At 26.7% G+C, this 19,042-nt stretch carries 18 protein-coding genes; 8 read left to right on the top strand and 10 right to left on the bottom strand.

Translation table 11 applies throughout. The features are described 5' to 3' along the window. The first annotated feature begins 65 nt into the window (after positions 1–65). The 3 genes from ALANTH_RS09745 to ALANTH_RS09755 all read left to right on the top strand — a co-directional run bounded on the left by ALANTH_RS09745 (position 66) and on the right by ALANTH_RS09755 (position 3,581). Positions 66–1,148, top strand: coding sequence for a peptidase M42 (locus ALANTH_RS09745; protein WP_051583708.1), 1,083 nt, complete (start codon positions 66–68; stop codon positions 1,146–1,148). Positions 1,149–1,166: 18 nt separating this feature from the next. Next, positions 1,167–1,397, top strand: coding sequence for a hypothetical protein (locus ALANTH_RS09750; protein WP_026808311.1), 231 nt, complete (start codon positions 1,167–1,169; stop codon positions 1,395–1,397). An 81-nt stretch (positions 1,398–1,478) separates the two neighbouring features. Beyond that, positions 1,479–3,581, top strand: coding sequence for a helix-hairpin-helix domain-containing protein (locus ALANTH_RS09755; protein WP_026808310.1), 2,103 nt, complete (start codon positions 1,479–1,481; stop codon positions 3,579–3,581). A gap of 42 nt (positions 3,582–3,623) precedes the next feature. Here ALANTH_RS09755 and ALANTH_RS09760 read toward each other — a convergent pair whose 3' ends face one another. Continuing rightward, positions 3,624–4,823, bottom strand: a complete 1,200-nt coding sequence (locus ALANTH_RS09760; RefSeq protein WP_026808309.1) for an MFS transporter — start codon at positions 4,821–4,823, stop codon at positions 3,624–3,626. A 51-nt stretch (positions 4,824–4,874) separates the two neighbouring features. Then, complete coding sequence (locus ALANTH_RS09765) at positions 4,875–7,643, bottom strand: TonB-dependent receptor domain-containing protein (RefSeq protein WP_026808308.1); 2,769 nt, start codon at positions 7,641–7,643, stop codon at positions 4,875–4,877. Between the two features lie 110 nt (positions 7,644–7,753). Here ALANTH_RS09765 and ALANTH_RS09770 point away from each other — a divergent pair, with 110 nt between their 5' ends. After that, the gene (locus ALANTH_RS09770; protein ID WP_026808307.1) at positions 7,754–8,725 is read left to right on the top strand and encodes a helix-turn-helix domain-containing protein; all 972 of its coding nucleotides are present in this window, start codon (positions 7,754–7,756) and stop codon (positions 8,723–8,725) included. Positions 8,726–8,751: 26 nt separating this feature from the next. Here ALANTH_RS09770 and ALANTH_RS09775 read toward each other — a convergent pair whose 3' ends face one another. The 3 genes from ALANTH_RS09775 to ALANTH_RS09785 are packed head-to-tail and all read right to left on the bottom strand — an operon-like array spanning position 8,752 to position 10,832. Then, entirely contained in the window at positions 8,752–9,135 is a 384-nt protein-coding gene (locus ALANTH_RS09775; RefSeq protein WP_026808306.1) for a RidA family protein, read from the bottom strand. 33 nt (positions 9,136–9,168) lie between these two features. Next, positions 9,169–9,945 (bottom strand): NUDIX hydrolase, encoded by a 777-nt coding sequence (locus tag ALANTH_RS09780; RefSeq protein ID WP_228133209.1) that lies wholly within the window; start codon positions 9,943–9,945, stop codon positions 9,169–9,171. 11 nt (positions 9,946–9,956) lie between these two features. Then, entirely contained in the window at positions 9,957–10,832 is an 876-nt protein-coding gene (locus ALANTH_RS09785; protein WP_026804068.1) for an AraC family transcriptional regulator, read from the bottom strand. A 123-nt stretch (positions 10,833–10,955) separates the two neighbouring features. Here ALANTH_RS09785 and ALANTH_RS09790 point away from each other — a divergent pair, with 123 nt between their 5' ends. Continuing rightward, the gene (locus ALANTH_RS09790) at positions 10,956–12,068 is read left to right on the top strand and encodes an aminotransferase-like domain-containing protein (protein ID WP_026808304.1); all 1,113 of its coding nucleotides are present in this window, start codon (positions 10,956–10,958) and stop codon (positions 12,066–12,068) included. Positions 12,069–12,086: 18 nt separating this feature from the next. Here ALANTH_RS09790 and ALANTH_RS09795 read toward each other — a convergent pair whose 3' ends face one another. From ALANTH_RS09795 to trmD, 4 genes are all read right to left on the bottom strand, one after another. Continuing rightward, positions 12,087–12,641, bottom strand: coding sequence for a hypothetical protein (locus ALANTH_RS09795; RefSeq protein WP_026808303.1), 555 nt, complete (start codon positions 12,639–12,641; stop codon positions 12,087–12,089). Beyond that, positions 12,622–13,245 (bottom strand): DedA family protein, encoded by a 624-nt coding sequence (locus ALANTH_RS09800; protein WP_026804065.1) that lies wholly within the window; start codon positions 13,243–13,245, stop codon positions 12,622–12,624. The genes ALANTH_RS09795 and ALANTH_RS09800 overlap by 20 nt, the downstream gene beginning before the upstream one ends. A gap of 90 nt (positions 13,246–13,335) precedes the next feature. Continuing rightward, positions 13,336–13,692: a 50S ribosomal protein L19 gene (gene rplS, locus ALANTH_RS09805; protein WP_026804064.1), complete on the bottom strand. Its 357-nt coding sequence runs from the start codon at positions 13,690–13,692 to the stop codon at positions 13,336–13,338. Further along, a complete protein-coding gene (trmD, locus tag ALANTH_RS09810; RefSeq protein WP_026808302.1) occupies positions 13,689–14,366 on the bottom strand; it encodes a tRNA (guanosine(37)-N1)-methyltransferase TrmD in 678 nt (225 codons plus the stop codon). Before trmD ends, rplS begins: the two co-directional genes overlap by 4 nt. Before the next feature lie 121 nt (positions 14,367–14,487). Between trmD and ALANTH_RS09815 the strand changes: the two genes are divergently transcribed. Continuing rightward, positions 14,488–14,850, top strand: coding sequence for a hypothetical protein (locus ALANTH_RS09815; protein WP_026808301.1), 363 nt, complete (start codon positions 14,488–14,490; stop codon positions 14,848–14,850). A gap of 76 nt (positions 14,851–14,926) precedes the next feature. Beyond that, the gene (gene metE, locus ALANTH_RS09820) at positions 14,927–17,191 is read left to right on the top strand and encodes a 5-methyltetrahydropteroyltriglutamate--homocysteine S-methyltransferase (protein ID WP_026808300.1); all 2,265 of its coding nucleotides are present in this window, start codon (positions 14,927–14,929) and stop codon (positions 17,189–17,191) included. A 38-nt stretch (positions 17,192–17,229) separates the two neighbouring features. Here metE and ALANTH_RS09825 read toward each other — a convergent pair whose 3' ends face one another. Beyond that, positions 17,230–17,676, bottom strand: a complete 447-nt coding sequence (locus ALANTH_RS09825) for a GNAT family N-acetyltransferase (protein WP_029888408.1) — start codon at positions 17,674–17,676, stop codon at positions 17,230–17,232. Positions 17,677–17,785: 109 nt separating this feature from the next. On the opposite strand from ALANTH_RS09825, the gene ilvA reads away from it, so the two are divergent. Next, complete coding sequence (gene ilvA / locus ALANTH_RS09830; protein WP_026808298.1) at positions 17,786–18,991, top strand: threonine ammonia-lyase; 1,206 nt, start codon at positions 17,786–17,788, stop codon at positions 18,989–18,991. Positions 18,992–19,042: the final 51 nt, after the last annotated feature.

The raw sequence follows: 19,042 nt of genomic DNA on the forward strand, positions 1-19,042 counted from the left end.
TAGTTTATAATTCCACGCATAGAATAATTTACTTTTTATTCTATCTAAAATTTTAGGAGTTAATTTTGGTTAATTCATTGATAAATGAGCCAAAAAATTTTAATCTTTTTTTAGATTTATTAAAGCAACTCATTCGTGTTCCATCTGTAACTGGAGCCGAACACTCTTTTTTAGTTTATATAAAAAGAGAGCTTGAAGAACTAGGGATTAAAACTCAACATTATGATGGTTTATTAGTAGCACAAGGTAATAACCCAACAAATGGAATATTAAGTGCACATATTGATAGACATGGTGTCATTTGTACAGGTCCAAATGAGTTCCAATTTGCTGCATTTTTAGCAAAAAATCGTTCTGATTTAAAAGGAAACTCAGTATCTGAACAAACTTTCCAACTAATTTTTCAAAGATATATCAACCAACAAGTTCACGCTTATGAACCTTATAGCGGTAGTTACTTAGGAATGGGAACTATAAAAAATGCCTTTTTAAAAGAAGAGATAAATAATCTTATCTTTGATATAGAAGGACTTTCTCATCTTCAACCAGGAACACCAATAGCTTTTAGTGATAAGTTAAAACAAAATAATAATTTAATCTCTGCTCAACTAGATAATGTTCTTTCAGCAGCAATTATTATATATTTGTATCAAAGTGGATTTCAAGGAACTGCATTTTTCACAGCTCAAGAAGAAGCAGGAAGATCTTGGAGATTTGTACATGAGTGGTTTAAAAAACAAAATCTTTGCACAAATGAGCTTCTTGTTTTAGATACAAGCCCTTATGATAATAGAGAAGATGCAGATAAGCAGCTTGTAGTTTTACGAAATAAAGATGTAAATGCTAGGTTTAAATCACCTATTTTAAAACAACTAAAAAACTTTTGTAAAAAAAACAAAATATCATTTTCTTGTAAAGATAAATTTATTGAAGCAAAAAATAAAATTCGACTAGAACAAGGACTAAAACCTTTAAGTTTAGGAAGTACTGAACTTGGAAGAATTGTTATGGAGTCAAAAGGAAGAATACAAGGAACTACATTACAGATTCCAACAACAGGATATCACACAGTCGATGAAACAGCTTCGATAGAATCAGTTAAGGCAATTTTATTTATTTTAAGTAGTTTATATATAACTACAAACTAAAAAATTTAGAGGTATAAAATGAATTTAGCTATTATTTATGAATTAAGAGCAAACGATGTAAAAGAAGAAGACATCGAATTAATCATGGATAGAGTAAAAAATAGATTAAGTGAAGAAAATATTGACAAAGAGCTTGTAAAATTGGGTTATCCTAAAATATTTACTGTAGATTATGATGAATATGACGATTTTAGTTACGAAGATAACTACACTCCAAACCATAAAGGAAATTTTGACGATTTAGATTAAAAAATCTTATTTTATACTTTCATAAGCATTTTGTTTATGAAAGTTGCCTATTATTTCATAAAAACTAAAAAAAGAATATTTATGAATTTAATAGAAATTTTACAACACAAAACAAATCTACCAAAAAATATTATTGAAAATATTATAAAACTACTTGATGAAGGTTGTACTATCCCATTTATAGCAAGATATAGAAAAGAGTTTACAAATGGTGCTAGTGATGAGCAACTTAGAGTTTTTGAAGAAGTTTTTGAATACTCAAAAAAACTAATTCATAGAAAAGATGAAATCATAAATCTTTTAAAAGATAAAAATTTTTTAGACAATAAGCTCTTAAAAAATTTAGAGGAAGCTTCAACTTTACAAGCATTAGAAGATATTTATGCACCTTTTAAAGAAAAAAAATCATCAAGAACCACTGCTGCAATTGAAAATGGCTTAGAATCTCTTGCAAATATTATACAAAGTATGAGATACACTTTAGAAGAGTGTGAACAAAAAGCTAAGTCATTTTTAAATGAAAATATAAAATCAGCAAATGATGCTATAAATGGCGCAAAAGATATAATCGCACAAAGATATGCAGATGACTTTAAATCAAAAGAGATTATTAGAAATCTTATACAAAATTGGGGGATTTTAGAAGTAAGTGAAGGTAAAGAATTTGATAAGAATGGACTTTATTTAAACTTTGCAAATACAACTGAGAAAATAAAATATATAAAATCTCATAGAGTTTTAGCAATTTTAAGAGCAGTAAATGAAAAACAACTCAATATAAAAGTTGAAATTGATGAAAAACATATTTTAGAAAATATAAAAAAATATAAAATTCCTATCAATGCAAATAGCTCAAAAGAGTTAGTATTTGATGCTTACAAAGATGGTTTAAAAAGACTTCTTCTTCCAACTTTAAAAAGAGAAGCTATCACAAACTTAAAAGAAAAAGCTGGAATTGAAGCAATAGAACTTTTTGGAAAAAATCTAAAAGAGTTACTTCAAACTGCTCCACTTGTAAATCAAATAATACTTGGAATAGACCCAGGATATAAAACTGGTTGTAAATTAGCAATTATTAATGAAAATGGGCTATTTTTAGATAGTGCAGTTATATATCCTACAAAACCTAAAGAAGATTTTTTAAATTCAGAAAAAACTGTATTAGAAATTATCAAAAAATATAAAGTTACTGCCATTGCTATTGGAAATGGTACAGCTTCAAGAGAGACAGCAAATTTTATAGATAGTTTGATAAAAGATAATAACTTAGATATTAAATATGCAATCGTTAGTGAAATTGGAGCAAGTGTTTATTCAGCTTCAAAAATAGCTTCACAAGAGTATCCAAACCTTGATGTAACTATACGAGGAGCAATATCAATTGCACAAAGACTTCGAGATCCAATGGCCGCTTTAGTAAAAATAGACCCAAAATCTTTAGGAATTGGACAATATCAACATGATGTAAATCAAAAAGAATTAAGCCAAAAACTAGAAAATATCACTATAGATTTGGTAAATAAAGTTGGGGTTGATTTGAACTCTGCTTCATATAAACTTCTTTCATTTATCTCAGGAATTAGTGAGAAATTAGCACAAAATATTGTTGAGCATAGAGAAAAAATCAAAAAATTTACTACAAAAGAACAACTTTTAAAAGTAAAAGGTATAGGAGAAAAAGCCTATATTCAAAGTGTAGGATTTTTGCGAATAAAAGATGGCTTATCTATTTTGGATAATACAGCAATTCACCCAGAAGATTATGAACTTACTCTAAAACTACAAAAAAACTATGTTATTGAAGAAATAAAAGATTTTGAAAAAGTAGCAAATGAGTTAAATACAAGTGTTATAAAAGTAAAAGATATAGTAAATGAGTTACTAAAACCTGGCTATGATGTAAGAATTGAGTTCAATAGCGTAAAATTTTCAAATGATATTTTAGATATAAATGATTTAAAAGAGGGATTTATATTAAGTGGTATTGTAAGAAATATCACAGATTTTGGAGCATTTGTAGATATTGGACTAAAAAATGATGCCCTACTTCATATCTCACAAATAAGTGAAAAAAGAATCTCTCATCCTAGTGAAGTTTTAAGTATAAATCAAAATTTAGAAAACTTAAAAGTTATAAGTGTGGATTTAGAAAAACAAAGAGTTGGAATTAGTCTAAAAAGTTAAATCCAAACTCTAACAATTTTCTAAATAATTAAATCCATTATCTTATTCTTTCAAATATCTTTTAATCTTAAAAGATAAGATAAGTGGAATTATAGCTATACAAGAAACAATTAAAATTATATTCTCATATCCAAGTTTTCCAGAAAAATATACACTTAAACTCGCAAATACAATTATTGAAAACATAAAAATACTATGCTGTATAGCATATTGTGAAGCTGGATTTTCACTATCTATTTCATCCATCATCAGAATAGATATTATAGTTGCAGTTGGAGTATAAAAAAGGTAAATTAATCCAACTATTACAGTGACAATATAAATATTGTTATATCCATTTAAGATAATTAGCAATAATAAAATACTAAAAATTTGACCAAAAGCTGAAAGTATTAAAATATTTATTCTTCCAAATTTATTAACTAAAAAAGAAGTTCCAAAAGAAGCTAAGATTCCGATACTATAACCAACAATATGAACTATAAATCCAATATCTTGCAATTCCCATTTTTCATCAACTAAAATTGGCGCTATTAAACCATGTGCACTTGCAATAGCACTTGGAAATAAAAAAATAAAAATAAACCATATTTTTCTATTTTTAGTCTGCCAAAAGCTATAAAATTCTTTAAAAACTGCAACTTTTTTCTTTATTACTTTTTCTTGTGTAGTTTCTTTAAAAAATAAAAGTTGTAAGATAGATATACTTGTAACAACTGCTAATATAAAAAGTGTATTTTGCCAACCAATATAAGAGTATATCATCAAAGCTACTCCACCACCTAATATAGTTCCTATCAAACCTCCTGAAACTTTTATAGCATTTCCTAAAGTTCTTTGTTCTTTAGTCAAAGTTTTATAAACCAAAGCATCTAAAGCAATATCTTGTGTTGCGGAGAAAAAAGAAAAAATCAAAGCACATATCACAATATATTGGATTTGTGTATTTATGTCAAAATAAGAACTTATAAATAAAGAAATAAACATAATAAATTGAGCTAAGAGCAACCAAAATTTATAATGCCCTATTTTTTGAATATTTATTTTATCTACAATTGGAGCCCAAATAAATCTTAAAACCCAAAAAAGCCCCAACATATAAATTAAACCGATATTTTCTAAAGATAACCCACTTTTTCTTAAAATTGAAATAAAAGCTTCTGTAAAAAAACCTAAACCCAAGAATTGAGTAATATATAAAGATAAAAGCAATAAAAAATGTTTTTTTGATATGATTTTCAATCTATACTCCAAAATTAAAATCTATTACCCCGAAATCTTTCGGGGTTTATTCTAGAAACGATACTCTAATGAGGCAGTTATCGTTCTTCCTGGTAAAACTGTAGCATATTCACTAAAAGGCATCATATCCAACTGGTCTGTTATATTTGCAACATAAACTCCAACTTTCAATGCCTTTGTAACTTTATAATTTGCAAAAAGATCAAATTTCAATACATCTGGGAATCTTTTTACTTCTGCCATATCTCCTACTTTATATGGAGATTTTCCTGTAACATCTTTATTTGCTTCTGTGATATTAAGATAAGATTTCTGTTTACCTCTATAGTGTAAAGTTGTACCCAATTCTAAATCTCCATTAAGTGGAGTAATAGCAGCTGTTAAACTAGCTTGAAATGGTTCAATAGTTTGAAAACTTGCCCACTTATAAGAGTTCCCACAAACATGTCTTCCTGTTCCTGCTGAAGTATAAGTAATAGTACCATCTGTATCAGTACTTTTATAATAACCCTTTCCTCCAGGGAATTCATCATAACAAACTTTATTTTTCTTTTTAAATGGCACTGTCATATTTCCATTTATATAAAAGCTTGATTGAGAATAAGAGAAATCTATACCCAAACCTTTTGTTATCCAATCTTCTGTATTATTTGTATAGCTCATATCAGTAAACTTTGTTAGAGTATCACCATAACCAGAACCAGAACCTCTACCATTATTATAATCTATAGCATGATTATTTGCATTTGAATATGCCATTAAAATATAGTTATCTATTTTATTTCTATAAAGATTAGCATTTAAACTTATAAAATCATCATTTGAAAAGAAATCTGATTTTTGATAGTTTAATCCAGCTTGTAAAGATAGATTTTTTTCTGGTTCTAAATATGAATTTTGTCCCATAAGTCCTTTATAATAATATCCATGCATATATAGTTCACTCACAGAAGGAGCTCTTTGTCCGTATGAGCCTTGAGTATAGATAGTAAGGCTTGTATTTGGAATAGTATATTGTAAATCTGCATTTGCAGCTTTTAGTGTCCAAGAGTGCTTTTTATTTGTATTAAGTTTTCTAGAATCTAACCAACTTTGTTTAAAAGAACCTGAATTTTTATACTCTTGCCAAGCTTGATAACTAGCTTGATCACCCTTTCCTCTCAGCCAATATTTTTCGTCCATCCCCGTTAAACCTGCAGGCATAAAATGTTTATATCCTAAATATATAGTACCTGCTTTAGTTACAGTTCCTTCATAGATTGAAGGGTTATGAACATCTAAAAATACTCTTTTTACTCCTGTGCTTATATTCCATTTCCAAGGATTAGTATCTTCATAATCACTACTTAATGCCATAGAAGCAGCATAAGTATCTGAATCTGAATTTGGATTAAAAGCAGCTCCTTGACTTATATCTTCTTTATCAAAAACATATTGATTTTGTGCATGTGTTAGTGTATAGTCATTTGCTTTATGATTTAGTTTTTTATACTCCATACCTATATTAAACTTTATTGAACCTACATATGTATCATCAAAATAGCTAGTATTATCTACTCTTAATCCTACAGAATTATCTTCTATCTTACTATAAAACTTATCAACTACTTCAAGTTTACCACCATAAGGATTTGGCCAAAATTGATCTCTTCTCATTCTTTCATAAAAAAGAGTAATAGAAGGATTTAAAAATTCTGAAAAAGAGGCTTGATAGTTTGAACTGATAATATCTGAATCAAGTTTTGTATCTACATAAAAACCTGATTCTATAAATTCACTTGTTCCATCTAAGTTTTTTATTAGCTTTATTCCAACATCAGATTGATAGTGAGCTTTTGTTTTTGTGGCAAAAAGATTTATAGTTTGTTCATCATCTATAAAATATCTAAATTTTGTCATACCAGACTCTGTTTTTCTAAAAGTCCCTGGACTTACAGAATTTTTTGCAGCACTCTTCATATTTTCAATAATAAGAGGATTTCCTTTAGCAATAGCTTCACTTGAACCAATACTACCATCTGTACCATCATCTTTACCTCTATGAATAAAGTCATATTCCCCCAATATTGACCTATACATCAAGTTTCCTTTTTTATCAATATATGCTTCAGAAATACCAATTCCTCCCCATTGTATTGAATCAGAATTTTTTACATATTTGCTTGTACTTATATTTTTCCCCATATGGTAGTTTTTATTTTCACTTTTGCTTAAACCTACTAAAAATTCCCATTTATCACCTTTTGCACCTACTATTGCACTACCTGATGGTTCTTGACCATTTGAATATTTACTTATACCTGTTGAAAATTTTAGTAATCCACCATAATTTTTCCCATTTTTTACTATATCATTTACATCAAAATATTTAAAATTAGCAGACCCAGCTAAATTCCCTATAGAACTAGCATCTGTAGTAGCTCCTTTTTTGATATCAATAGATTTTAAAAAAGCTGGATTTACTAAGATAGTACCACTTTGTTTAAAGTTGTGCCCAAAAGCTTCAAAATTTTGTTGTATTCCCTCCAAAGATTGAGATACCCTTCCATGACCTCCTAAACCTTGAATTTCAACAGAGATATCTGGTCTTTGATAAAGTCCATTTAAAGATATTTCAGAAGTTTGATTTAGTAAATCAGCTATATTATTGGTATTTCTTTTTTCTATAGTATCTCCTCCTATACTTGAAGTTGCCCCTATTTCTTTTTTAGATGTAACTTTTACCTCATCTAAAATGGTTGTAGGACTATCCTGTGCATTGGCAAAAGAATTTGCCAATACAAGAGCTATGAAAGTAGAGCTTAGAGATATTTTTTTCATTATTTTTATCCTTTTTTATCTTTGTTTATATATAATTATATTAATAATTAAAAGCAATAACAAATATTTATGAATGATTATTGAATTTTTATTAATTAAAAAGGTATTTTATGTCACATAAATTTGATTTAGCTAATTTTGATGAATTTATATTAAATGAAAAACTTCAATATGTTTTACCTGATAATATTGGTCTATTTTCTGGAACTTCAGCAAATATACAAAATGATATATCGTTATTTAAAATAGATATGCAAGTAAATACAGAAGAATTGATTTTGACATCAAGTTCTCAAACTTCAGGTTTATTTATCAATATAACTTTAGAAGATAAAATGGTTTATAAAAATAGTAAAAACTCTTATAGTCTAGATAAAGGAGATATACTAACAACATTGAGTGGTTTTTCAACAAATACTTACAAATTTAATAATACTAAGAATATTAAAAATTTATGTATAGTTATTAAAGATGAGTTTTTAAATAGATATTTATTGAATCATTTAGAAAATAAGTTTCAATTAGAAAAAGACACACAAATTGATTTAAGAAAAGGTATGGCAAATTATAAACTCCAAACATTAGCAAATGAGTTGTATAATTCACCTTTTGAAGGTGAATTGAATAGTTTGTATTTGCAAAGTAAGGTTTTAGAATTTATATATTATGAGTTCTCAAATATAATCAAAAATCAAAATACTAAATATGATTTTGAGGATATTCTTTCTTGCAATAAATTGAATATTGATGATATTGCTGCATTGTATAAAGCAAAAGAGCTAATTGAAAAAGGAGATAAATTTTATAACCTAAATGAGCTTTGTAGAAAAGTTGCTTTAAATGAATTTAAATTAAAATTTGGATTTAAAAAACTATTTAATACTACACCTGGACAAATGATTTTAAATTTAAAAATGGAAAAAGCAAAAGAACTTCTTTTGAGCCAACAATATAATGTTCAAGAAGTTTCACGAATCATAGGATATAAATATCAACAAAATTTTAGCAACGCTTTTATAAAACATTTTAATATCAATCCAAAATCTTTAATAAAATCAAAAAATTACTATGATTTTAAATAATTCTTATCAAACTAGAGAAAATTTCTCTAGTTTTTATAAGCTATTACTTCTACTTCAACTAAAACATTTTTTGGTAGAGTTTTAACAGCAACCGTACTTCTTGCAGGTGCAGTTTCACCTTTGAAATATTGCCCGTAGATTTCATTAAAAGCTACAAAATCTTCCATATTTGCTAAAAAGCAAGTTGTTTTTAATACATTTTCAAAAGAACTTCCAGCTTCTTCTAAAACAGCTTTTAGATTTTCCATAACTTGTTTAGTTTGTTCTTGAACTGTTCCGTTTACAACTTCCATAGTTACTGGATCTAGTGCTATTTGTCCAGAAGTAAAAATAAGTTTTTCAAAACTTGTAGCTTGATTGTAAGGTCCTATTGCACTTGGTGCTTTTGCTGTGCTTATTATTTTTTTCATTTTTATCCTTTGACTTTAAAATTTATATTATATTTAGTTTTTGCTTGGATTTATAAAAAACAGTTCAAACTCATTTTTAAGATGGTTTAAAATTGGTGTTTCACTTTTATATAGTCCATTATCATTCATTGCTGATTCAACAATAGCTTTCGTATATTGATGTATATCTTCTCTTTTAAATACTTCATTGATATCAAGCCAAATGGCTTCAAGAATTTCTTCTTTATCTTTTACATCTATTTTTAAGCTTTTTGGATTAGCTTTACATAAAATGTATAAATTTGACTTATAAAATTGATGTGGATAAAAATGTCCTAAAGATATTATTTTTTCAAATTCAACAACAACTCCTGTTTCTTCAAAAACTTCTCTACTCAAAGCAGTTGATATCATTTCTGCATCATCAATATGACCACCAGGAAGTTTATAATATTCATTTCTTATATTTTCTTTAATTAATAACAACTCATTCTTTTTATTTATTACAACTGCCCCTACTCCCAAAGTATGATTTGCTAATGTTGGAACTATGGCATTCTCTTTTAGAACCTTTACAAGTAGTATATAATTACTATTGCACGAGTGAAAAGTAAAGCCAACCTTTGTAGTTATTGGAATAAAAGAGGAATTTTCTATATTTATGTAAATCCAAATTAAATTTCTTTTATTTTTTACTTTATCTATCAACTCAACTAAATTCTTTTCAAAATCTTCTTTTGTTTTAGGTAAGTCTTTACTCTCTATAGTTAAGCCATTGTATGGATCAAGAGTTGTTTTGAAGTTAGATATATACTCTATACTCGTTTTCATCATATTATCCTTTATACATATCTTATAGGTAAATAAAAATCTAGAATAAACTCTTCATCATTACTCAAAAAATGATTTTTATGATAAATTGTATATGAAGGATTTGTAGTAGTTTCATATCCACTTTTTATTAACCAAGTATGATAAACCCATTGTATTAGATTTATAACATCTCCATATTTACCACTTAAACTAAATTTAGCATAAATCCCTTTTGGAACAACCAAACTAGGAAGTGATAAATTCTTTAAAATTTTTTCATCTTCCAAAACAGCTATAGCAATATATTGACAATCTTCTAGTGGAGTTATAATTGGATTATCATGATGTAAAGCTATTTGCTTATAATTTTTTATTTCATTTGTATATATCCAAGTTTGAAGTTTTGCCCATGTTTGTTTTATAGTTTTATCATAACCTTTATGTCTTATATAATAACCTTTTAGTTCAGGCATTTTAACAATTACTGGTTCAATATTAAAAGAAGTAATAATCTTTCTATCTTGAGAATATTCTTGTACTATTTTATTTGAATATTCCTGATATCCTCCCTTTTTCCACTCTTTTGGTGTCATATTAAATCTTTGTTTAAAACTTCTTAGAAATGAAGTTTGTGAACTATATCCTGTCATTTTTGATATATCTGTTATTGTTGAAAATCTATTTGTTATAAGTAAGTTTGCAGCTTTTTCAAGCCTTATTGATTTTATACTTTCATATATATTTTTACCAAATTCATCTTTAAATATACGATGAAGATGAAATTTACTTACCTTTAATTGAAAACTCAATTCATCTATATTTATATTTGTATCTATATATTTATAAATATAATTCATAACATCATTTACTATTTTTGCTCGTTTTTCAAAGGTATTTCTTTTCATAAAAATATTATAGCAGTAAATGTATATAAAAATAGCAATAATTGATAATAATAAAAGCATTTTTTGTAAAGTATAAAGATTTTTTTTGATGTAGTATTTTAAAAAGATTAAAAAGGATAATTTGTGAGCCTAAAACGGTCATTTATTAGAGAGATATTAGAAGCAATAGATGAACATACTATATCATTTGCAGGAGGACTTCCTAGTCAAAATTTATTCCCAATAGAGGATTTAAAAGAATCTACATTAAAAATTATAGATAATCCAAAAGTTTACCAATATACTGTTAGTAATGGAATAAGTGAATTAAGAGAACAAATTGCAAAAAGATATACAAAACAAGGCTTCCCAACAACTAAAGAGAATATTTTAATTACTACTGGAAGCCAACAAGCTATGTATATTTTGGCTAAGTTTTTTGAAAATAAAGATATTACTATTGAAGAACCTTCATATTTAGGAGCTATGAATATTTTTAGATTAAATAATTTAAAAATGCATGGTGTAAAATTAGAAAATGATGGAGTAGATATAAATGAATTTGAAAAAAGCTTTAAAAATACAAAATTAACATATCTTATTCCAGATTTTCAAAATCCAAGTGCTACAACTTATTCTAAAGAAAAAAGAGATGAAATAGCAAAAATAGTGGAAAAATACAATGGTACTTTAATAGAAGATAGTCCATATAGTGAACTATACTTTAATAAAAAAATGCCATATATTAGTGAGAAACTATTAAGAAACTCTTTTCATTTGGGAAGTTTTTCAAAAACTTTAGTTCCAAGTTATAGAATTGGTTGGATTAGAGCAGATGAAGAAAAGATAAAATCTTTGATGATTATAAAAGAAAGTATTGATTTACACTCAAGTGGTTTTGTTCAATATGTGTTAGCTGAATATTTAAAAGATGATGTAAAATATGAAAAACATCTTCAATCAATAAGAGATGATTACAAAGAAAAAGCTGACTATTTTTCAAATCAACTAAGTTTAATAATACCTGAATTCAAACATGAAAAACCAAAAGGTGGTATGTTTTTATATGGAAGTTTTGGTGATAAAATAGATACCTTTTCTCTTGTTCAAGAGTGTTTAAAGAAAAAAGTTGTTTATGTTCCAGGAAATCAATTTTATATAGATAAAAAACCTAATGGAGAAATACGTTTTAATTATACTCACTCAAATTTTGAACAAATTATTAAAGGATTAAAATTAATAAAAAGTTGTTTATAAAATTAGATATATAAATATTTAAGGTTGTAATTTCTTTTTTAACTCTTGATAAATTTCAATCACTCTATCTTTTATAGAGTGTTTTGAAAAGTCAAGTTTTGATTCAATATACTCTTTTATATTATCTATTTTTTTATAGATCATAATATATATCTTTGATTCTTGAATTTTATTTTTTATAGAAACTAATTTATTATAAACTATTTCAAACCAACGAAATTGTAAAAGTTTTGGTTTTGTTATATCAAAAAACCACAAAATGATAACTGCTAATGGAAGTTTTAAAAGATATACAAAAACAGCTAAAAATACCTCTCTTTCAACAAATAAAATAGCAGCATAAACTCCTAATAACTCAACTAAAGTAAAAAATATTAAAAATACAAAAAGAACTAAATGTGAATTCAAATTCTCTATTTTTAATATTAAATTTTCAAAAATATTAAACTTTAGTATCAACTTTGATAAAAAATCAAAAATAGGTTTGGCAGTTTTTTCCCAAATAAGCTCTTCAAATATAATATAAATAGAAATTAAAATAATTAAAAAGATATCAATTATTTTGTTTAGCATCTCTTCTCTTATTTTTATAAATTTTGTAGTAAATATAGCTACAAATAGCTATTACAACTAAAATCAATATTATAATTTGATGTAAATATTCTTTCAACAGTTCTTCATTATTTCCTAAGAAATATCCTAAATATGCTAAAACTATCATCCATATTCCAGCACCTAAAGTTGTATAAAGAGTAAATTTTGCAAAGTTCATCTGAGCAAGCCCTGCTGGGAGAGAAATATATTGTCTTACAACTGGTATTAACCTTCCAAAGAAAGTAGAAATATGTCCATGCTCTTTAAAAAACTGTTCTATTTTTTCTAAAGTTTCTTCTTTAATAAAAACATAATTTCCATATTTTAATAAAAGTTTTCTTCCTAATTTAAGTGCCAAGTAGTAATTAAATAAAGCCCCTGTAAGTGAACCTAAAATCCCTGATAATACTACTAAAAACATACTCATTTCACCTTTATATGCTAAATATCCAGCTGGTATCATAACAACTTCTGATGGGAATGGAATGATAAATGAACTCTCAATAAACATCATTATAAAGATTCCAATATAACCTAAACTTCCAACAGTTTGAACAATAAAGTTAATTATTTCTGATAACAATTTTATCCTTTAAATTAGATAGTTTGAAATGAAGTATTTTAAATTTGTAGAAATTTTATGAGAATTAAAAATTAAGGCTCAAAGCCTTAATTATTTTTTTAACTCTCTAATTTTTGCAGCTTTACCTTTTAACTCTCTTAAGTAGTTAAGTTTAGCTCTTCTTACTCTACCTCTTCTTATTACATCAAAAGATTTTAAAGATTCACAGTATAATGGGAATATTCTTTCAACCCCAATACTATTTGCACCAAGTTTTCTAATTGTAAAAGTAGCATCAACACCGTTTCCACTTCTTCCTATAATTACACCTTCGAAAGTTTGAACTCTTTTTTTCTCACCTTCTTTAATCTCAACACCAAGTCTTACTGTATCTCCTGCTCTAAATGCTGGAATTTCTTTAGAAGCAATTTGTGCTGCTTCAAAACTTGCAATATATCTATTTTTCATCGTCTTTCCTTATTAGGTCTATAATATTTTGTCTTACAATTGGACATCTGGAATTTTAAGTCGCAAATTTTACTATGGTTTCCCTTTAAAAATTCTTTAATGACACTTAAATTTTGGTAATTTTCAGGTTTTGCAAAAGATGGTGCTTCTAAAAGATTATTTTCATAGCTTTCAACTTCCAAAGAATCAGCATTTCCTAAAACACCTTCTACATTTCTAGCAATTGCATCTGTCATAACTAAAGATGGTAATTCTCCACCAGTTAATACAAATTCACCTATGCTAAACACTTCATTTGCATATTTTTCAATAACCCTCTCATCGATTCCCTCATATCTTCCACTTACAAAAACAATATTTTCTTTATTAGCTAATCTTTTTGCATCATTTTGACGAAACTGCTTTGCTGCAGCTAATGGAAAAATAATATAAGCATCTTTATTTTTTCGCCTTATTTCATCAAGACAATCAAAAAGTGGCTGACAGAAAAGAAGCATTCCAGCTCCACCACCTATCATTGTATCATCTACTTTTTTATGTTTATTAGTTGTAAAATCTCTTGGATTATAAAACTCATAAGATATAAAACTTGAATCAACTGCTCTTTTTAATATAGAATCTTTAAAATATGGTTCAATTAAATTTGGGAAAAGTGTTACAAATGTAAATTTCAAAACTTAAAATCCATCCTAAAATTTTGTTTGACATACTACCATAATTAGTTTTAGTTATTATTAAGCATTAATGATTTAGACTTCTTATAAAATTTATAATAATTATAAGAAAAGGTTTTTATTGAAAACATTAAATGGTTTTGGAAAAAAATATTTTTCATTGTCATCAATACAAGCTTATAGCACTGCTATAACTCTACACAGTAAAGTAGTGTCTTGTAAAAATCATTTAATAAGTAAATTACAAGTATCTTCACAAAATAATGAAGATATAGAAGAACCCCCTCCAACATTATCACAAATATTACAATCTTGTTTTATTCAAAATAATAAACCTTGTCATTGTGATTGTTTATTTAGAAGAAAAACTGCAATTGCAGTAAGACTTTTTAAATATATTCCTAGATGTCCATTCTATTGTACATTTTTTGCTTTTAGAAGAACTGGTGTTCATCCTCCAAAATTCATTATTAACTATATTTAAAAATTAAATATTTTCAAGTCTTTTGTTATCTACATTTTAGTAGAGAATTGAATATAAAGTTAATTAAGGATTAATTATGTCAAAAAATTATGTAATAGGATTTCCAAGAATTGGAGAAAAAAGAGAGTTAAAAAAGGTTTTAGAGCAATATTGGGCAAAACAAACTGATTTTAATGAAGTAAAATATGTAGCAAGCCAATTGAGAAAAAGACATTGGACTTATCAAAAAGAAGCAAAAATAAATTTTATTGCTTCAAATGATTTTTCATATTATGATAATATGTTAGATACTTCTATTTTACTAGGTGCAATTCCTCAAAGATTTCAACATCTAAAAGATGAAGAATTATATTTTGCAATGGCTAGAGGAAATCAAGATTGTGTTGCAATGGAAATGACAAAATGGTTTAATACAAACTATCACTATATCGTTCCAGAAATTTCAAAAGATACAAAGTTTTCTTTAAACTCTAAAAAAGTAATTGAAGAATATAAAGAAGCAAAAGAATTAGAGATAAATACAAAAATAAATCTTATTGGACCAATCACTTATTTAGGTTTATCAAAAAGTATTGACAATAGTGATATTTTTGCTCATATTAATAGTGTTGTTGAAGTTTATAAACAACTATTAAATGAAATTTCTAAACTTGATGATGAAGTTGTTGTAGAATTTGCAGAACCACTTTTTGTTAAAGATTTAGATACAAAAGTTTTATCTTTATTAAAACCTGTTTATGATGCATTAGCATCTGTTTCTTCAAATATCAAAGTTGTTGTAACAACATTTTTTGAACACTCAAATGAAGCAACAAAAATTTTAGTAAATACTCCAATTTGGGCATTAGGTTTGGATTTTATTCATGGAAGAAAAAATCTTGAAGCTTTAGAAGTTATAAAAAATTTAAATAAAATTTTAATAGCTGGAGTTATTGATGGAAGAAATATTTGGAAAAGTAATTTTGAAGATAAATTAAATTTATTAAATGAGATATCAAAAACTATTTCAAAAGAAAATATTATAGTAGGAACTTCTTGCTCACTTTTACATGTACCTTTTACTTTAAACTATGAAGAAAAATTAGATAATGAAATAAAATCTTGGTTAGCATTTGCAACTGAGAAATTAAAAGAATTATCTCTTGTATCAAAACAATTTTTTGGTTCAAAACTATCATTAGAGGATATTGCAAATATTGAGAAAAATGCAAAAGATAATAAAGAAAGAAAAGTATCTACAAAAATTCACAATGCAATAGTTCAAGATGAAATTAAAAATTTAAAAGTATTTGAAAGAGTTGATAAATTCCAAGATAGAATAAAAGTTCAAAGAGAATTTTTTGGATATGATGCACTTACAACTACAACAATTGGATCATTCCCTCAAACACCTGAAATTAGAGAAAATAGAAAACAATATAAAGCAAATGCCATCACAAAAGAGCAATATGAAGCAGAAATCAAAAAATATATTGATGATTGCGTAGCTTTCCAAGATGAAATTGGACTTGATGTATTAGTTCATGGTGAGCCAGAAAGAAATGATATGGTTGAATACTTTGGTGAATTAATGAATGGTTTTGCATTTACTCAAAATGCTTGGGTTCAATCTTATGGAAGTAGATGTGTAAAACCACCTTTAATTTTTGGTGATGTTTCAAGACCAAATCCAATGACTGTTGAATGGATAAAATATGCTCAAAGTAAAACTAAAAAAGTTATGAAAGGTATGTTAACAGGTCCTGTTACAATTCTTAACTGGTCATTTGTAAGAGATGATATTCCAAGAAATGAAGTAACAAAACAAATTGCACTTGCAATTAATAACGAAGTTGATGATTTACAAAATGCTGGAATTAAAATGATTCAAGTTGATGAAGCAGCATTTAAAGAAGGTTATCCTTTAAGAGCTGAAAATATTAAAGCTTATGAAAATTGGGCAGTTGAAAACTTCAGATTAAGTGTAAGTTGTGCAAAAGCTGATACTCAAATTCATACACACATGTGTTATAGTGAATTCAATGATATTATTAAAACTATTGAAGCAATGGATGCTGATGTTATTTCTATTGAAACAGCAAGAAGTGGAAATAGACTTTTAAGAATTTTCAAAGAAGTAGCATATAAACAAGAAATCGGACCTGGAATTTATGATATTCATAGCCCAAGAGTTCCAAGTGTAGATGAAATGGTAGCTCAAATCAAAGCTTTAATTGAAGTTTTACCAAAAGAGCAATTATGGATAAACCCTGATTGTGGATTAAAAACTAGAAAATGGCCTGAAGTAAAACAAAGTTTAATCAACTTAGTTGAAGCAGTAAAAATAGTGAAAAATAGCTAAGAGCATTTGCTCTAGCTATTTTGCTAAAGTTAATATTTTTATAAATCTTTAATATACATTCTTAACATAGTATCTTCATTTTCACATTCAACCATACATAAAAATTTCCAATTATATTTTTCATAGAATGAAGTATGTTCCGTAACTAAATATAAATTTTTTACCCCTATTCTTAAAAAATCATCACATACAAAGCTAAGCATATTTTTTGCTATTCCTTTATTTCTATACTCCTCTTCAACATAAAGAGCACATATATTTGGAGATAAATCTTTTCTATTATGAAAGTCATTTGGAATTACTCCAACTCCTGCAATAATTTTATTATCATGTATAGCAACATACCATTGTGACATAAGATCATCACTTTTCATACTTTCGATATAAGCTTCTTCTGGTATTTCCCATTTTTCATGAAACCAGTTTGCAGATATTTTTATAATATCTTCATTTTCTTTTATTTTAATTATTTTATATTCTATCATAAAAGAAACTTATCGAAATTTATTTTAACTTTATATAAAACTATTATTTTTTAACTCTTAAACCAAATTTTGATACTATACATCGAAAATTTTTAAGAAAAGATAGAAGATGATTACACTAAATGATATAAAAGATGCAAAAAAAAGATTAGAAAACACTGTTTCAAAAACTCCACTTATGAAAGCTCCATTTTTAAGTCAAGAAAAAGGAGCACAAATCTTTTTAAAAGAAGATAACCTTCAAATAACAGGAAGCTTCAAATTAAGAGGAGCATTTAATAAAGTTGCTATGCTTGATAATGAAAAAAGAGGAGCTGGAGTAGTAGCTGCAAGTGCAGGAAATCATGCACAAGGTTTAGCATTTGCTGCTCAATATTTTGGCTGTTCTGCTACGATATTTATGCCAGAAGCTACACCTCTTACAAAAGTTTCAGGAGTAAAATCTTATGGAGCAAATGTTGTTTTAACTGGTGAAAATTTTGATGAAGCTTATGCAAGTGCAGTAAAATTTACAAAAGAAAATAATAAAGAGTTTGTTCATCCATTTGCTGATGATGAAGTTATAGCAGGACAAGGAACAATTGCTTTAGAAGTTCTAGAACAACTTCCAGATATTGATCACCTAATAGTACCAATTGGTGGTGGTGGATTAATAGCTGGTATTGCAATAGCAGCAAAATCTATAAATCCAGATATAAAAATAACTGGAGTAGTTGCAAGTGGTGCAAAAGGGATGAAAGAATCTTTTGAAGCTAGAATGCCAATAGATTCTTCAAGTGTAAGAACTATAGCAGATGGAATAGCTGTACGTGATGTTACTCCAAAACTTTTAGATATTATATTAGAATATGTAGATGAAGTTGTAGAAGTAAGTGATAATGAAACAGCAAATGCAATTTTATTTTTATTAGAACGTCATAAACTTATGGTTGAAGGTGCTGGAGCTGTTAGTGTTGCAGCTATTATGCATGATAAAGTAAATATTAAAGATAAAAAAGTTTGTGCTATTGTAAGTGGTGGAAATATTGATGTTACAATGCTATCTCTTATTATTGAAAAAGGTCTAATAAAATCTCATAGAAAAATGAATCTTATTGTTACGCTTATGGATAAACCAGGTGCATTAATGCATCTAACAGATATATTTTCTCAATGTTCAGCAAATATAGTTCAAATAGCATTTGATAGAGACTCTTTAAAATTAGAGTTTGGAGAAGCACACGTAACAATAGCTCTTGCAACAAAAGGAGAAGAGCATCAAGAACAAATAAGAGAAAATTTGAAACAACATGGGTACAGATTTAAACAAATCTAAATTAATTTGTAATATTTATAAAATTTTTAGAAAACAAATATTATAATCCAA

This window comes from Aliarcobacter lanthieri, assembly GCF_013201625.1.
In the GTDB taxonomy this organism is placed as follows: Bacteria; Campylobacterota; Campylobacteria; order Campylobacterales; family Arcobacteraceae; genus Aliarcobacter; species Aliarcobacter lanthieri.

What these genes read in the sequence shown, in the direction of transcription:
- ALANTH_RS09785 (WP_026804068.1), bottom strand. Translation starts at nt 10,832, where the DNA reads ATGAAAAGAAATACCTTTGAAAAACGAGCAAAAATAGTAAATGATGTT.
- ALANTH_RS09825 (WP_029888408.1), bottom strand. Translation starts at nt 17,676, where the DNA reads ATGATAGAATATAAAATAATTAAAATAAAAGAAAATGAAGATATTATA.
- ALANTH_RS09795 (WP_026808303.1), bottom strand. Translation starts at nt 12,641, where the DNA reads ATGCTAAACAAAATAATTGATATCTTTTTAATTATTTTAATTTCTATT.
- ALANTH_RS09750 (WP_026808311.1), top strand. Translation starts at nt 1,167, where the DNA reads ATGAATTTAGCTATTATTTATGAATTAAGAGCAAACGATGTAAAAGAA.
- ALANTH_RS09755 (WP_026808310.1), top strand. Translation starts at nt 1,479, where the DNA reads ATGAATTTAATAGAAATTTTACAACACAAAACAAATCTACCAAAAAAT.
- ALANTH_RS09775 (WP_026808306.1), bottom strand. Translation starts at nt 9,135, where the DNA reads ATGAAAAAAATAATAAGCACAGCAAAAGCACCAAGTGCAATAGGACCT.
- ALANTH_RS09770 (WP_026808307.1), top strand. Translation starts at nt 7,754, where the DNA reads ATGTCACATAAATTTGATTTAGCTAATTTTGATGAATTTATATTAAAT.
- ALANTH_RS09780 (WP_228133209.1), bottom strand. Translation starts at nt 9,945, where the DNA reads ATGAAAACGAGTATAGAGTATATATCTAACTTCAAAACAACTCTTGAT.
- rplS (WP_026804064.1), bottom strand. Translation starts at nt 13,692, where the DNA reads ATGAAAAATAGATATATTGCAAGTTTTGAAGCAGCACAAATTGCTTCT.
- ilvA (WP_026808298.1), top strand. Translation starts at nt 17,786, where the DNA reads ATGATTACACTAAATGATATAAAAGATGCAAAAAAAAGATTAGAAAAC.
- metE (WP_026808300.1), top strand. Translation starts at nt 14,927, where the DNA reads ATGTCAAAAAATTATGTAATAGGATTTCCAAGAATTGGAGAAAAAAGA.
- ALANTH_RS09765 (WP_026808308.1), bottom strand. Translation starts at nt 7,643, where the DNA reads ATGAAAAAAATATCTCTAAGCTCTACTTTCATAGCTCTTGTATTGGCA.